Genomic DNA, 14,771 nt, shown 5'->3' with positions numbered 1-14,771 from the left:
TCTCCGGCAGGCCGGTCAGACGGGTGGCGCTGGGACGTAGCGCAGGATGGCCCCATCGCCGATATGGATCTTCGAGCGCGATCCGTCGGCCGCGAAGCGTATGTTCACTGAGGCCCGAACGCCCTTCGCCCCATCAGGCAACCGCAGCGCCGGCGTAATCAGCCAACCCTTGAAGTCGCGCTCACTCCAGTTCGATGTATCGCGAGCGGAGGACTTGAGCCCCTCGACGCGGTTGCGCGCACTGTCGTCGGCTAGAAATGCCGTAACGCCGACTATGCTCGCCGAGCGCTCGACCTCAATGGGGACGTAGAGTTGCACGAATCGGCCGCCAGCATCCTCGATCGGCAGCGAACGATCGCCATGGAGCCAGAAGCGGACCTCCTGAACCTCGTCCTCTCCGGGCTCAGCGCCCACACTCAGCGTGACACCTGGCGATGGGCCGGCCTCGACAGCGACGGAACCAAACTTGCCGATCTCACGCCCAATGCGGGTCTTGTCCGGAATTGTGCCGGAGGCGCCAGGCCCCGCAGTCCCCGCATTTCCCTCCAGAGACGGATTGGGCAAAAGGTTGTCAATTGCTGGGTTCGTATCGAAGAAAGTCCCAGGCGCGATCATTGATTGGAGGATCGGAAGAAGGGTGCCAGCCGAGAGATAGGCGCCGTAATCGGTCAGATGAATGCCGTCGCGCGTCGCAGACGGCAGGAATATGCCGGGTCGGTCCGCCTTCGGATCGGAGAGCGGGGTCTCGGTGTCCCAGATCTCAAGCGATCCGGGATAGGTCGCCTTCAACTCCCCGCTGAACCATGCGTTGAGATCGGCATGGGTCTGCCAGCGCGGGTCCTCGGGGGGATAATTGTATTTCGGCTGTGCGGCGCCACTGGTGACGTGCGGGCGGATCAGGGCGATGACGACCTTACGCTTGTCGACTTCGATCATCTGGCGACAGAACGAGGTGAAGTTGCGCTTGAAATACTGTGGCGGCATGCCCATCGCCAGGTCATTCGCGCCAAACCCGATGACGACAACGTCCGGGTCCAGTTCGCGAATGCGTGCGATTTCCTTAGCGCCATTGAGCCGGTAGCCTGTCGTGCCCGGAATGCCCTGGTTGGCACCATCGTCCTTGATCGCCGGCACCTCGACGCGGCCCGCCTCGGTCGTCCATATGTCGAGGCGGAAGCGCGGATCCGTCATCCAGGCCCAGACAATCTCCCCAGCCGCATTGTGGGAGAGATAGTCGCCGCGATCGCCGAGATAGGATGTGGTCGCGGCCGCGAAGATGCTGTCGCCGATGAAGAGCAATTTGGCACCGGCAGGCAGCGGCGTCGCGCTCGCCTCGCTGGCCGCACGAGCGAGGAAGCCCTGCAGCGGAAACGGCGCAGCGATGGCGCCAAGCGCAGTCAGGCCGACCAGGAATTCGCGGCGATTCATATGTCTTCCCTTCGTCGGATTTGAGCGTAGGTGCATCACCACTCAGAAGAGCAGGCATTTGCGACCATTCGAGGTCATTCCGGCAGGAAATGCCACTCAGGCGGATGCAAGCGCCGATCGGTCGATCAAACGCCTGACGAATTGGCGTCCCCCGAGCTCGACATAGCGATACATCAGATAGCCAAAGACTATCGACAGAGCGACGCCGGCGAGAATGACGACCGTAATCGCCAGATCGGACGGGACACCTCCGCCCGCCTGCAGATAGTCTTTTACGCGATTGACGAAAATGATCTGGACCAAGGCATGAGTCATATAGAGGCTGTAGGAGATCTTGCCTAGGAAGAGTTGTATCCGGCCCGACAAACCATCCGAGACCAGTGGGTTCGTCATGACGCACAGGATCAGGACAGGGACGAGCAAGACGGAAAACGGCGCCGTCGGCTCGAACAGCAACAGCCCGACAAAGCCGAACACGACCGGAAGAGCGACGATGTTGAGAGCCGGCCCCGCTATGTCGCGTATGCCGTAGACGGCGATGCCTGCGCTGAACAACAGCAAGCCGCGCAACAACGCTACGGGGCCGTTTGTCGGGTAGGGTTCCCAATCGCCTCCTGTAACGACCGCCTCGGCGCCGAAGCCCGTGAGATAGACAATGAGTACGAGGATCGTCCCGCCGAGCACCACGCCGAAGCAGGCCATTCGGTTCCGGATGAGAACCAGCATGAACGGAAAGAGCACATAGAGGTGCCATTCGACGCTGATCGACCAGGACGGATAGTTCCAGGTCCGATGATCGACCCAGGGCCCCTGCAGCATGAAGATGGACGCGATCGCCGAACTCCACGAATATCGGCCGGCATCGTCCAGGAAACGGGGCGTATTATAGATGAACGGAATCAGGAACAGGAACAGGATGGCGAAGGTTGCGAGGTGCACCGGATAGAGACGAGCGACGCGTGCCAACATGAAGTTCAGCCATTTGGGCCAGTTCACGCCATCGCGAAAGTCTTTCTCGTAGACGTAGCACATGACAAAGCCGCTCAAGACGAAGAAGACGTCGACGGCCACCCATCCCTGGTCGAGAAGCGCGGTCCAGCCGCGCAATGTCTGCTTGAACTCGGGAAACGAGTTCGTCAGGTGATAGATGCAAACAAACAGCGCCAGAACGCCGCGCAATCCGTCGAGCGAGTGGATCCTCTGGCGAGCGATCATGCATATCCCCGTAATGGGCGAAGTCCCGGACCCTGCATGCCCGCAGGGCGACGCCGCGTCTCAGCGCTCTGGCCGAACTTGGCCGTCGAATAGGTGGTAATGAGCAGCAGCGGAAAATGCGACGGCGCCGCGAGCGCGTTATCCGTCAGGGAGAGTATGAAGAAGCTGATGGCACCCATGAGCATGAGTGGATCACGGCGCTGGTAATGCGAATTCCAGAGCAGCAGCACCGAACCCATGAAGAGCGCGTAGAAGGCAATAGCGCCGCCATAGCCGAGTTCGAGTGCCAGTCGCAGATAATCATTATGAGCTGCGGTCGATCCTGTGACGATCAGAACCTCGCGCGGAACGGCCGACATCTGGTGCCCGAAACCGATCCCGAAGTCGCTATATTGCGCCAGGACGATCTCGAGATAGGACCACATCACGTCACGGCCGCTGAGGCCGTTCTGCGAGAAGCGCTCGATGATCCCGGACCCGACCGTACTGAGCAGAATGACCATGCCGACGCCGGCAATGATTGTGCCCATGACCTTGAGACGGCGCTGACCGTTGAAGTTTGTGTAGAAGATGAATGCGCACAGAACCAGCGCTATCGCCGTAGGCACGCGCGATCCACTGAGGACCAGCAGGACGATGTTGATGCAGGCCAGCCAAAGATAGCGTCGATTGACAAGATGCGCATATTTCATCGCAGCCACGGATCCGGACAGCGTGAAGCCCGCGAAAAGCGCAGGAATGAGACTGCCCTGGAAGCGCGGCAGGCCCGATCCATACTCATAGCCAAAGACATTCCGGATGCCCGCCGCTTGATAGAGCAGACCCAGCACAGCGCATGTGATGGGCACCCAACTCGCCATACGGAGCACGAAGTCGCGGTCGACGATCGTCGGGCGCGCCGACAAGAACAGCATCGGCACCACGATCTGGTTCAGCGACATGATGTAGACAGACCAGTTGAATGCCGGATACCGGGTCATCAACGCCGAAATGAACGTGGTCAGAATCATGAGTGCGAGAGCACCGAGCATGTAGCCCACGCGCGGCCGCGTCATGACGAAAGCGATCGATGCGAAGAGCAGCAAGCCCTTCTCATAGGCATTCGCGCCCGAAATGCGGAGCACGAAGCCCGTATTCAGAAGAATAACGCCATAGGCCAGCAGCAGGATGACGCGAAAGTTCATGCGCTTGTCCCCTCATCGGACGGGGATGGAGCAGGCGTGTTGCTCGTCGGGATCAAGCGCGCTTGTCGGGCCATCAGCCAGTCTGCTTCGGCTTTTTTGGCTTGATCCTGGCCGGTACGCCGACCGCAATCGAACCCGAAGGCACGTCCGTCAGGACAACGGCGTTGGCGCCGATATCGACGTCGTCGCCGATTGAGATGGGACCCAATATCTTGGCACCCGCGCCAATATTGACCCGGTTGCCAATAACCGGAACGTCCAGAGGAGCCTCTTCGCTGCGATTGCCGATGGTCACGCCCTGACGCAATCTCACATCGTCGCCGATCACCGCTTCGCTGTGAACGATAATCTCCCCGAAATGCTCGATAATGCAGCGCCGGCCAACCTGCGCGTTCGCGCCGATATAGATGCCGAAGAATATCTGAGACAGCTTCGAGAAGATGCGATGAATGATCTTCAGGACGATGCGCAGCGGCGCAAATCTGACGTGCCGCGCCATTGTGCCGAACCGATGGATTCGGATCGCCCAGAACCCCTGGGCCAACAGGCGCTCCTTATAGCTTCGATAGTCCTCGGCGAGGAGGCCGAAATAGCCGATAGACTGCGCCGGTTCGGCCTGTCTACGGAAAGCACCTGGGCCAGTCTGCACAGTCACAACCAATATGTCCCGAAATCTGACATGCTGAACGCCGCAACAACCATCATGACTGGACCGTCAATCGCGGGTTGGCAACGACGCGCGCAATGACATTGGGCCGGATTTTCACGACAGAACTGCCCTCGCCCGCGGCGAACCGAATAGAAATTCCTGCGCGAATCCCCTTGGCGCCCTCGGGCAACCGCAAGGCCGGCGTGATGACCCAAGCGGATATCGCCTCGCCATGCCAAACCGGCTTGGATTTGTCGTATGGCCGCAGACCTTCTGTGAAATGCTCATACTGGTCATCGGCGATGAAACTCGTCACGCCGATGAAGCCGCTATAGCTGTCGATTTCCACCGGCACGAAGAGTTGCACATCCCGGCCACCGGCATCGTCAATCGAAATGCTGACGTCATCATGAAACAGCAAGCGGAACTCCTGCGGGGCGGCGCCGGCATTGCTCGACAGCGAGATAACCAGCTTGTCCCTGCCGAACTCCGGATCGTGTTCACGGCTGATCTTGGCCACACCGCCATCGCCGGCCGTGCGGGACAGCGAGCATCCATACGGCAGAGAACCAATGACGGGGCCTTGGATCTTGCCGCCGCCACCTTCAAGCGTCCCGTTTGGCAACAGGTTCGACGCTGCCGGATCGACGTCAAAAAACAGCCCGGGTTGAATCATGGACCCCAATACCGGCATCAGGTTCCTGCCGGAACGGTACGCCGCGACATCCGTCAGGTGAACGCCATCACGATGAAGTCCCGGCAGGAATTCACCGCCGCGATACGAGTTCGGATCAGCCAGAGCTGAAAACGAATCCCAAGCTTTCACTTGGCCCGGCTTGTAGAGAAGCGGAAGCTGCTTCGTGATGAAGTCATTGATCGCGAAATGTACGGCCCAGCGCGGGTCGCCTTCAGGGTAGTTGTAATTGTCCTGCCCTGCCCCGCTGCGCACATGCGGCCGAACCGTGCCGACCACGACGCGGCGGCCGTCGACATTCACCATCATGTCGCAGAAGGCCTTGACATAGCTCGTGAAGGTGCCCGCACTGGTCTTGGATGGAATATCATTCGCGCCAAAGCCGACGATCACGAGATCGGGATCCAACTCGCGGATATGGGCGATCTCTTTTTCGTCCGCGAGCCGTGTCACGCGCGAGCCGTTCACGCCCTGATTGGCGCCATCGAACTTGTAGTCGGGGTTGGTGACCCGCCCCTCGGGTACATTCCAGACGTCCAGATGAAAGCGCGGATCCTGCATCCAGGCCCACACGATCTCGCCATTCGCATTGTGGGAGAGACTCTCGAACCGGCCATTATAGGTCGCGGTATTGTTGCTCGCGAATATACTGTCGCCAATGAAGAGGACGCGGCTACCCGCAGGCAGCAGGCCCTCGGCGGGCCGCGGCTGAGCGGTGGCGACCGGCGCCTCCCTGCCTCTGACGAATTTCGCAAGCGCTTCGTACCGCGCGCCCGCAACGCCAAGAAGCACGCCGCCAAACGCGCCTCCGGTCAAGAACATGAATTCACGGCGGTTCATCGCAACCGGCTCCGACTTAAGCTACCCGAATGATGACCGAACGTCCGTGAACGAAACCCATCAACATCAGGTAACATATCTCAACAAGGGTCGCGCTACAGCTAAGCGCTCCATCACATTCTTGACAACAAGCGGGAGCAGAAGGCCACACAGAAACAAAACAAGCATAAAGAATACAAAATAGATGCCATCATAGGGAAGTATTTTTATATAAATTGCTTTGGCCACACCGATAAATATCGTATTAAATAGATATATAACCATCGAATTGGCGCCCAGATACAGAAGGATACGATCCTTACTGAAAAGGTCGAGTCGTACCAGCCCATGCAAGGCGGGTATCGAAAGCAATCCACTGATCAGGACGGCAGGATACCAGTCGCGATTGAGAAACAGGCTGGCGGCAAAGAGGACCAGCCACAGCGGCAGGTACTTTCGATAGGCGGCCAACGCGACATCCTTGTAGAGGAAGGCCAAGCCCCCCATCACGAAGAATATGAAATAGTGGAAAATCCTGTAGATATAGAAATCGGTCGTCGCAGGCGTGAAGTATAATATGAAGCCGAGGGCAACGAGGATAAGAACCCGGGCCCCCGCCAGACGCCAGAGCACCGGAACGGCAATGCTGTAGACAAACAGAACGAAAATGTACCAGATCGAAAGGACCGGGCTATATTCCGTATTGAATACAGCGTCCCGATACCCTTCCCAATAACTCGCCACACCGGCATCGACGTAAGTATATCTCGATGCGATATATTTGCCGGTGACCACCAGAACCAGCATGGCGAGGAACGGAACAAGAAGCCGATCGGCGCGGCGCGCCACATATTGTGGATATCCGCTGCCGAAGCGCTTATGGCCCGCCGTATAGAAGTAAATGAAGCCGCTCAAATACATGAAGAACGGCATATGGAACAGATAGACTGCCGATTTCGAGGCAGCATACCATAGCTGCTCCCCCAGCGTTCCATACATCAACAGATGGCCATACACCACCAGCATGATGCCGAGCCCCTTGCCACGCTCAATGTCGAGCAGGCGTTCCCTGGAGCGGTGACCCTCGGCAGCAGCAGACATCAGAACCCCGTCGGAATGTGATCGCGCATGGCGGATGGTACATAAGGCGACCTGCCGAAGGATACCGGACGGTCGCATTTTTCCATAGTTGGCATCTCGTGCCTCATTATAGCTCGGATGCAACGAACCCTACGTCGCACTTGCACAATGCATGCTGCACTGCGATTGAATCCAAACGAGGCACCCGCGTCAAGCCGTTATCACCCGCCGCGCGCACAGGCCGCGGCCAGTTCGCGTCGTTGGAATGGCGCCGCGATCGCTGATCACGGGAAATTGTTGGTGCGCAGGGTCGCCTGCCCAACGAGTGCTGCCGGCTCTATCCGGGCTGCTCGCCCGCAATGTCAATTTGAACGACCTTGAAACCGCGCAGCTTGAGTTCGGAGAGGAATAGCGGAAGCATGCGCGCAGTGACCGGCTTGATGTCGTGCATGAGCACAATTCCCCTGCGTACGCGCGCGAGCTTGTCGAGCAGTCGATTGACCACTGACAAGGCCGACGGATCGTCGAAATCCTGGGCCGTCACATCAGCGCTGATCAGGAAGAATCCCTGCTCCCGCAGCGCCTCGTCCAGTTCATCGGTCGATCCGAAATTCGGCGCGCGGAACATCCGCACCTTCGAGCTGTCCATATCGGGGGGCAGATTGGCCACCAGAGGATCCCACCCCTTCCCGACTTCGGCCATGGCAGCCGCCCCATCGAGATGGGTGAGGTCTGGATGGGAATAGGTGTGAGTGCCGACGCTATGACCCTGCGCCAGGATCTCGGCCACCATGGTGGGCTCACGCTCGATTCGATTCCCGAGCAGGAAGAACGTGGCCCGCACACATTGCTCGCGGAGCGCCGCCAGGACTTCGCGCGTCGTCTCCGCCCGCGGGCCGTCATCGAAGGTCAGGACGACTTCCCGATCTTCGAGCGGCAATGAAGCATACTGAATCGAACCGAACTTGCCGCCATCGATCTCGTCCAGATTGATGACGCGCTCCGTGCCCAACGCGTCCTCGCCGCATGTGGCGGCCTTTGGCGACGCGACATGCGCGCACGCAAAGAGAAAGGCGACAACCGCGATTCGCGCAAACCTCAGCTGTGTCACCGGCTTCAAATGCTCCATTGCCGCGCCCCGGCTATTGGCAGTCTCGACCCGCTATGGCGCGCACGAGCTTCGGGGCGACAATGCGCGCGCCCGCCTCGGTCGTCGGGTGCACGCCATCAGGAATTGCGGCGTCGCGCGCATCAGCCAGGGCGAGCCAATCGGGCCTGAAATCCACAAATTCCACGCTCTTGCTGGCCGAAAGAGCACCGTACGCATCATAATAGCTGTCGAGCCGGGGGCGAGCCCATCCACGCAGCCCCGCGACGGGGTTCATGGCCATGAGAATGATCCGACGATCACCTCCCTCGCCTCGGATCCGCTGAATCATCGTCTCGACATTGTCGAGACTGCGCGTCAGCGACATCCCGCGCTGAAGCGCCGCATCATTCATCGAGAACTCGATCGTAACCAGATCGGGGTGGAAGTCGAGCACGAGCGGCAGTTGTTCGATACCCCAGTCCGAGTTGGCGCCCGAGAGCGCGATCGTCCGTGTGACGACTGGCCGATTGAGGCAGCGGGCGAGTGCGGCTTCAACCGGCTCCGTCCAGCCACCACGAAGCGTCAAGCTGGTTCCGAGGAACAGCACGGAGAGCGGCCGCGCGCTGTCGTGCGCCGGCGATTCGGCGTCGGTCGGCGCGGCGTTCGCAGGCGACAAAGTCATGATGAGACCAAGCCAACACAGCGCAAGACAGCCGAAGAGCCGGCCACCGAGCGGCTTTCTTCTCATTGATGCTTCAGGTCCCTGTTGAACGTCCATAGCAGCCATCCATAGGGGATCAGCGAGCCGATGAAGCAGGAGAACGACGCTCCAGCCTCCTGATAGGCCATAGACAGCGGAAAGGCGGCTGCAATAGCCACGATGCCGCCGGCGATCTGAGCCATCGCATAAGCCTTGTAGCGGCGGTTCTCGTAGATGACTGTCTCGAGCGAATTGCTGGTCGTCACCAGCACGAAGACGACAGCCCAGATCCGCAGCGTGCTCACGAACGGCAGATAGGTATCGCCGAGCACCAGATGCACCAGCTGGTAGGCAAAGGCCCAGGCGAACAGCATGAAGACGATGGCGACACCGAGATAGATGAAATAGGTCCGCCACGCATGGCGTCGCCGCGCGGCACGGTCGCTGGGGTCGATCTTGCCGAATGTGATCTTGTCCACGACGTCGAGGCTGCGCACAACGATCTGCATCGGCTGCAGCGGGCTGCGCATAGCGGCATAGGCGGCGGCATGTATAGGCGCGGCGAGCGTCGACAGGATCCAAAGTGGGACGTGGCTGTAGCCGGCCGATGCCATCGTGCCGACGGTGACCCAGCCGACCGTATTCTTGATGCGCTCCGCCATCACAAGAAGCGCATGACGGAAATCCGGCGCGCCCGGCAGGAAGCACACGACGGCCGTCTTGCCGATCGCGAACAGTCCGAAGGCGATCATGACCGCGGGAAAAGGAATCTTGACGAGCCACGCTGCGCCGGCCAGCAGCACCGAGACGAAGAAAAACGTAATGGACAGCAAAGCGGGGACGAGCGGTCCGGCCGAGCGGAAGGACAGCACCCGGTCATTGTCGAGCGACAGATAGAGCGGGAATGTCGCGAAGATACTGAGCGCGATCGCCTGGGTCAGGTCGTCCTGCGAGAAGATGAATGAACAAACGACACCGATCGCAAAGATCGCCGACATCGCGACAATCAGCGCCAGATGAAGCCCGGCAAGACCACGGACGCGGCGCCAGAACCGACGCTCGGAAAGAAGCGCCGTGGGCACCGCGAACGACGTTCTGTAGGCCCCGCCTACGGTCAGCGCCACCGCGAGGCCGATGCCGTAGCCCGCGAAGTCGTGCGGCGGATAGATGCGCGCGAGAGCCACGGTGATCACGAAATTCGCGAGCGATATAAAGCCCTGATCGGCAAAGGCCAGAATGCGAACAATGGGGCGGGGCAAGCTCCCCCCTTTTCGACGCCAGAACTGTAAGCGGCTTGAGGTTAACGTAGCCGTGCCCTGCACTGGACGCCCCCTCAGTTGACTGGATCGGCAGGAGGTGTCGACGATTGCAGCGAGGCCGTACCCGGCTTCCGGGTTACGGCGCGCTGGGATTCCGGAGTGTCGGCGAAGGGGAAGCGACCGTAGCGCCCGACTTCGATATTCTCGCGAATGATGCGCGCCGGATTGCCGGCGGCGATGCAGCGCGCCGGAATGTTCTTGGTGACCACGCTGCCGGAACCGATCACGCAATCATCGCCGATCTCGACACCGGGAAGAATGATGCTCCGCGCCCCGATGAAGCAGTTCTTGCCAATCCGCGTGTCGCGATAAAGCCCGCGTGTCCTGTCATGCGCTAGGATCGCCACATCAAACGCGATATATGAATATTCGCCGATGTGAACACCCTTCGGATATGTCTTGTCGAATTTTACACTCAACGAATAGGTTGCCGTCGGATGAATGTCCATTCCCCACAGCTTCGTGTAGTAGTAATACTTACACTTCACTATGATATTTCTCAACCAGAGCAACTTATTCAGACTACGACTGGCCATCTATTCCCCGTATAACTGACTGCGTATCGCGACCGATCCTGCTGGTTCTATGGAGATCCGGACCCGACTCGCTATTGAATTGGCTAACTTGCCGTTGCGGTTGGCCTGGCGACTATATTCGGCGCAAGGGCACCCGGCTCGTCACCGAGCTCCTTGCGAACATCCTCGACGCGCTGACTGCCAAACCGGGCGGCGACCCCCCGCGTCCCAGCCATGGTGAGTTGGTAGGCGAAATGTGACACGAGCCCCGTAATGATCAGGGCCACCGGCAGGCGGATCCAGTAGGGCTCGATCACGAGACTGGTGAAGAAATAGATGTGGGTGTGCCAGAGGTAAATCTCGTAGCTGGTACGTCCGCCCCAGCGTACGGGCTTCCATTCCGCGATCCACATCAGACCGTTCGTCGCGGTGCCGAAGACGAACGCGTTCAAGAGCAAGAACATGCCCAACCCGTGCAGCGAGTAGCGAAAAGTCTCCTGGAAGAAGTCGTTGCGGAACGCAATACCGCCGAGAAGAAGCGCTACGGCGAAGGCGAAACCGCCCAGCCCCCGCAATGGCCGCAGGCCCTGCCTCATGCGTGGATCGACGAGCATCAGGGTGAGAAGGCAGCCCCAAGCAATGGAATCCAAGCGCGTGAAGGTGAAATAGTAGTTCACGTCGTCGGCCATAGGCATCGCCGCATAGATGATGAGCCGCAATACCAGACTTCCGAAGATGATTGAACACAGGGCCCAGAGGCGGGTGTTGAAATTCCGCACGAAGACGAGAAACAGCGGAAAAAACAGATAGAAGTGCTCCTCGACAGCAAGCGACCAGAGTACGCCATAGCCGTGCACGCCGCCGTCGGGGAGCAGGCCCACGACCTGGCCCAGCGTGAAGAAATTGCCCAAATAGAAGAGCGCCAGCAGGAGTTGCGCGACATTAATCGAGCCGGGATCGACGAGCCAGTAGATTGGCAGCGTCACGGCGAACATGATGATCAGCGGCGGAATGAGGCGGATGAAGCGACGCGCGAAGAACGGGCCGAGGGCGATCTCTCCGGTTCTTGTCTCCTCCGCCAGCAACAGGCGCGATATGAGGAAGCCGCTGATCGCGAAAAAGATGGTGACTCCAAAGCCACCAGGGATCGCGGTCGAAAGCCGAAAATGGCCGAGCACGACGATTATGACAGCAGCGAAGCGCAGGCCGTCCAGGCCTCGCAGGTATCCGCGCCGCGGCTCATCCGACGGGGGTAGGGGAATCCTCTGGTCGTTCATCGAGCATGCCTTCGGAAGAGCGAACCAATCAATCGGATCGACCGCGCCTTAGGATACCGTTAGCGTGGCCGCGGAGACGACACTTTCAACCATGAATTTGCCTGGTGACTTTACTTTCCGATATCGCAAAGCACAATGCGTTGCCGCAGCGCACGCGAATATGCGCTACATGCTGTGGCGCGATGTCCTCATCAGGAGCGAGGAGCCGATCCCGTCAATGCCGATCTCTCGTCGTGCGGTTTTGCGCAGCCTCGCGGCTGGCGTTCCGCTTGCCGCCGCCCTGCCCGCCTCCCCGCTCCTCGCCGCGACGCTGCAAAATGCGACGCAGCCGAGCGCAGACACCACGTTCGGCGCCGATCATGCGAGCGCGGCCCGAATCGCGTCGGGATCGGTCAGAGCGCGAATCAACACGCGGTCCAGCGCCGTGAACAAGAACCGCGCCATGACCTTTCGCACGGCGCACAAGACCAATGTTCCGCTGAGCGGGATTTCGCTCGAATATTGGAATGGCCTCGTTCTCAATACAGGTCCATCGACCTATTCCGGCCAGTCCCCCGAACGCTCTTGCGAAGCGACGCGGTTGCGGGCTTCGATCCTGACGGGCATTACGGGAACCGATTCAAAGCAGCCGCAGACGACACTGACCCAAGTCACCTGGCACCGCATGGGCGCCGACCCCGCCTTCCGGTCGGCGGGCGGCGAGATCGGCGAAGACGGCAGTTGGATATCGGTGCCCCCGGGCGCGATCATCCGCTCAGACCCGATCAAAGGCGTGAGCCTGGCCGCCGGCGAACGCTTCTTCGTCCAGACCGAGGATTACCGGGCAGAGGGCACGCTGCGCCCCCTCACGTTCCGTAGCCGGCCGGATCTCGGTGACGCCGTCATCTTCCAGACCACGCCGTTCAACGCCGTTTTCGAAGCAGACTGGTCATATTTCCCCTCTGTCGCCTCGGTCTTGCTCAGTCCCTCCTTCATATGGGGCAAGACAACCGATCGACGCCCCGTCTTCATGGTTGATGGCGACAGCATCATTTCGGAAGCCGTCGACGATGGCGACGCCGATGGCGCATTGTGCTTCGCCAAGCGTGCGCTCAACGCGGCCGGTTTTTCATATTTCGACCTCTCGGTCTCCGGCACGAACATGCGCTACGTGCTCGACTATGATGCCTTTGCGATACGCGCCCGCTGGATTCGCCGGGCCGACGTCATCCTGACCGATAGTGGTAACAATGACCTCGGTTCGATCGGGTTCGGCGCGGCAGGGCAGCCCGGCAGTCTGCTCGGTTTGATCACCGCGCATACGGCCTATCTGCGCACCCATGCCGCCGCCCACGCCAAGATCATACGAACCACCTACCCGCCCCGAACGGATTCGACTGACGGATGGCTGACACCGGCCAGCCAGACACCCAGGACACCGGATGATCGCTGGCCAGATGGCGCGCGCTATGCGTGGCGCGACTATGTGCTCCGTCGCGGCGTCTATGCCGGTCAGGCGCCCTCGCCTGAGACGGGCGACTATTTCTTCGATCTCTACGGTGCGCTCGGGGCCATGAGTGGCCTATGGCCTCCCCCCTTCGCGACATCGGAGACTGCTACGACGCCCGATGGAACGCATCCCGCCGAACAGGCACATGCGATGGCAGCACTGGCTCTCAGCAAGGCCATCGCGAAATTTCCCGCCATCGAGGGGGACGGCCTGATGCGCGCACAAAAATGATGAGAGACAGTTTGGTGCTTCAGGTTCCGCGAAGAGTGGATCGCCATCTGTCCTACCGGACGCAAAGAGGTGATCTATCTCTTTGTTTTCGCATCGAATCGACCCGAGAGTCGGATTTCACTTTTCGGTCCGCTGCTCTAGAGATCAACGCATCGGCACAGGCGAGCGCGCAATGAACACGGTTCTTCTGACGACCAGCATTTTCAGGGATGGCCTTCCCGACGTGCTGTCAAGAATGGTCGCGTCAATTGGCGAGCAAAAAGGCTCCGGGGCTCTCGGGGACATAACCCTTCTGCTGCTCATTCAGAACTGCACCGATGAGCAGTTCGCGACAGTGCCGGCCCTTCCCGATTTCGTCGTTCCGATCCTCCATGGATCCATCATATCGCTGTCGGCGGCGCGCAACATCCTGCTTCGTGCAGCCTTCTCGCGCGGGCTCGTCGAGCCCGATGCCCTGATCGCGTTTCCTGACGATGACTGCTGGTATCCGAGCGGACTTCTCGCCGGCATCCAGGCGCGTTTCAGTGGCGCAGAGCCGCTCGATTTCTTCTTCTGCAGCTATTCGACCAAGCCGTTGGCGTTCGCGGCCGTGGCTGGTCAAACCCGTCCGGCCAAGGTGCGCGATGTCGTGCGCAACGCATCCTCGAACACCATATTTCTGCGTGGGTCGGTCGCCATCGCCATTGGTTCGTTCGATGAGGATCTCGGCGTGGGCACGCGCAACAATGGCGGCGAGGATATAGAATATGCCCTGCGCGCCTTCCTTGTTTCCCGCCGCACAGCCTTTCTCGATGCAGAAATCGTCGGCCACCGCGACAAAGACCGTTCGCTGCGCGCGAAGTACTATCGCGGATCGCTCCTGGCGCTGCGGCGGCACGCATTGGCCGACTTCGGCATTGCCTTCGAATATGTGCGCAAGATCGCGGTCGGCGGCGCACTCTCGCTGAAGGGCGAGATGCCGGCATCCAGGCTCCTCAGCGCCAATATCGCCGGGCACAAGCCACTTCCGCCCTCCCCTTTCCGATAGTCGGATTGCATATCGCGACGACTATGAGGATGGGCAGAGACCGGCCATGATCGA

Annotated in this window: 13 protein-coding genes; 2 read left to right on the top strand and 11 right to left on the bottom strand. The window is 60.0% G+C overall.

What is annotated here, in order from left to right:
* Positions 1–15: 15 nt before the first annotated feature.
* From QO014_RS03585 to QO014_RS03535, 11 genes are all read right to left on the bottom strand, one after another.
* A complete protein-coding gene (locus QO014_RS03585) occupies positions 16–1,428 on the bottom strand; it encodes an SGNH/GDSL hydrolase family protein (RefSeq protein WP_266347266.1) in 1,413 nt (470 codons plus the stop codon).
* A gap of 96 nt (positions 1,429–1,524) precedes the next feature.
* A complete protein-coding gene (locus QO014_RS03580) occupies positions 1,525–2,643 on the bottom strand; it encodes an acyltransferase family protein (protein ID WP_266347265.1) in 1,119 nt (372 codons plus the stop codon).
* A complete protein-coding gene (locus QO014_RS03575) occupies positions 2,640–3,728 on the bottom strand; it encodes an O-antigen ligase family protein (protein WP_266347264.1) in 1,089 nt (362 codons plus the stop codon). The genes QO014_RS03580 and QO014_RS03575 overlap by 4 nt, the downstream gene beginning before the upstream one ends.
* Before the next feature lie 172 nt (positions 3,729–3,900).
* Positions 3,901–4,482 (bottom strand): serine O-acetyltransferase, encoded by a 582-nt coding sequence (locus QO014_RS03570; RefSeq protein ID WP_266347263.1) that lies wholly within the window; start codon positions 4,480–4,482, stop codon positions 3,901–3,903.
* Positions 4,483–4,528: 46 nt separating this feature from the next.
* On the bottom strand, positions 4,529–6,010 hold the full coding sequence (locus QO014_RS03565) for an SGNH/GDSL hydrolase family protein (protein WP_266347262.1): 1,482 nt from the start codon (positions 6,008–6,010) through the stop codon (positions 4,529–4,531).
* Between the two features lie 66 nt (positions 6,011–6,076).
* A complete protein-coding gene (locus QO014_RS03560; RefSeq protein ID WP_266347261.1) occupies positions 6,077–7,090 on the bottom strand; it encodes an acyltransferase family protein in 1,014 nt (337 codons plus the stop codon).
* Between the two features lie 316 nt (positions 7,091–7,406).
* The gene (locus QO014_RS03555) at positions 7,407–8,198 is read right to left on the bottom strand and encodes a polysaccharide deacetylase family protein (protein WP_266347260.1); all 792 of its coding nucleotides are present in this window, start codon (positions 8,196–8,198) and stop codon (positions 7,407–7,409) included.
* 13 nt (positions 8,199–8,211) lie between these two features.
* Positions 8,212–8,841: an SGNH/GDSL hydrolase family protein gene (locus QO014_RS03550; RefSeq protein ID WP_266347259.1), complete on the bottom strand. Its 630-nt coding sequence runs from the start codon at positions 8,839–8,841 to the stop codon at positions 8,212–8,214.
* Between the two features lie 62 nt (positions 8,842–8,903).
* Positions 8,904–10,181, bottom strand: coding sequence for a polysaccharide biosynthesis protein (locus QO014_RS03545; protein ID WP_266347258.1), 1,278 nt, complete (start codon positions 10,179–10,181; stop codon positions 8,904–8,906).
* A gap of 11 nt (positions 10,182–10,192) precedes the next feature.
* A complete protein-coding gene (locus tag QO014_RS03540; protein ID WP_266347257.1) occupies positions 10,193–10,714 on the bottom strand; it encodes an acyltransferase in 522 nt (173 codons plus the stop codon).
* A gap of 83 nt (positions 10,715–10,797) precedes the next feature.
* The gene (locus QO014_RS03535) at positions 10,798–11,970 is read right to left on the bottom strand and encodes an acyltransferase family protein (protein ID WP_266347256.1); all 1,173 of its coding nucleotides are present in this window, start codon (positions 11,968–11,970) and stop codon (positions 10,798–10,800) included.
* Between the two features lie 217 nt (positions 11,971–12,187).
* On the opposite strand from QO014_RS03535, the gene QO014_RS03530 reads away from it, so the two are divergent.
* Together QO014_RS03530 and QO014_RS03525 are read left to right on the top strand one after the other, a co-directional pair.
* The gene (locus QO014_RS03530; protein ID WP_266347255.1) at positions 12,188–13,690 is read left to right on the top strand and encodes an SGNH/GDSL hydrolase family protein; all 1,503 of its coding nucleotides are present in this window, start codon (positions 12,188–12,190) and stop codon (positions 13,688–13,690) included.
* A gap of 172 nt (positions 13,691–13,862) precedes the next feature.
* Positions 13,863–14,717, top strand: a complete 855-nt coding sequence (locus QO014_RS03525; protein WP_266347254.1) for a glycosyltransferase family 2 protein — start codon at positions 13,863–13,865, stop codon at positions 14,715–14,717.
* Positions 14,718–14,771 lie beyond the last annotated feature (54 nt).

Source organism: Kaistia dalseonensis (assembly GCF_030814715.1).
Taxonomy (GTDB): Bacteria; Pseudomonadota; Alphaproteobacteria; order Rhizobiales; family Kaistiaceae; genus Kaistia; species Kaistia dalseonensis.
This window is presented reverse-complemented; position numbering and strand designations above follow the sequence as displayed.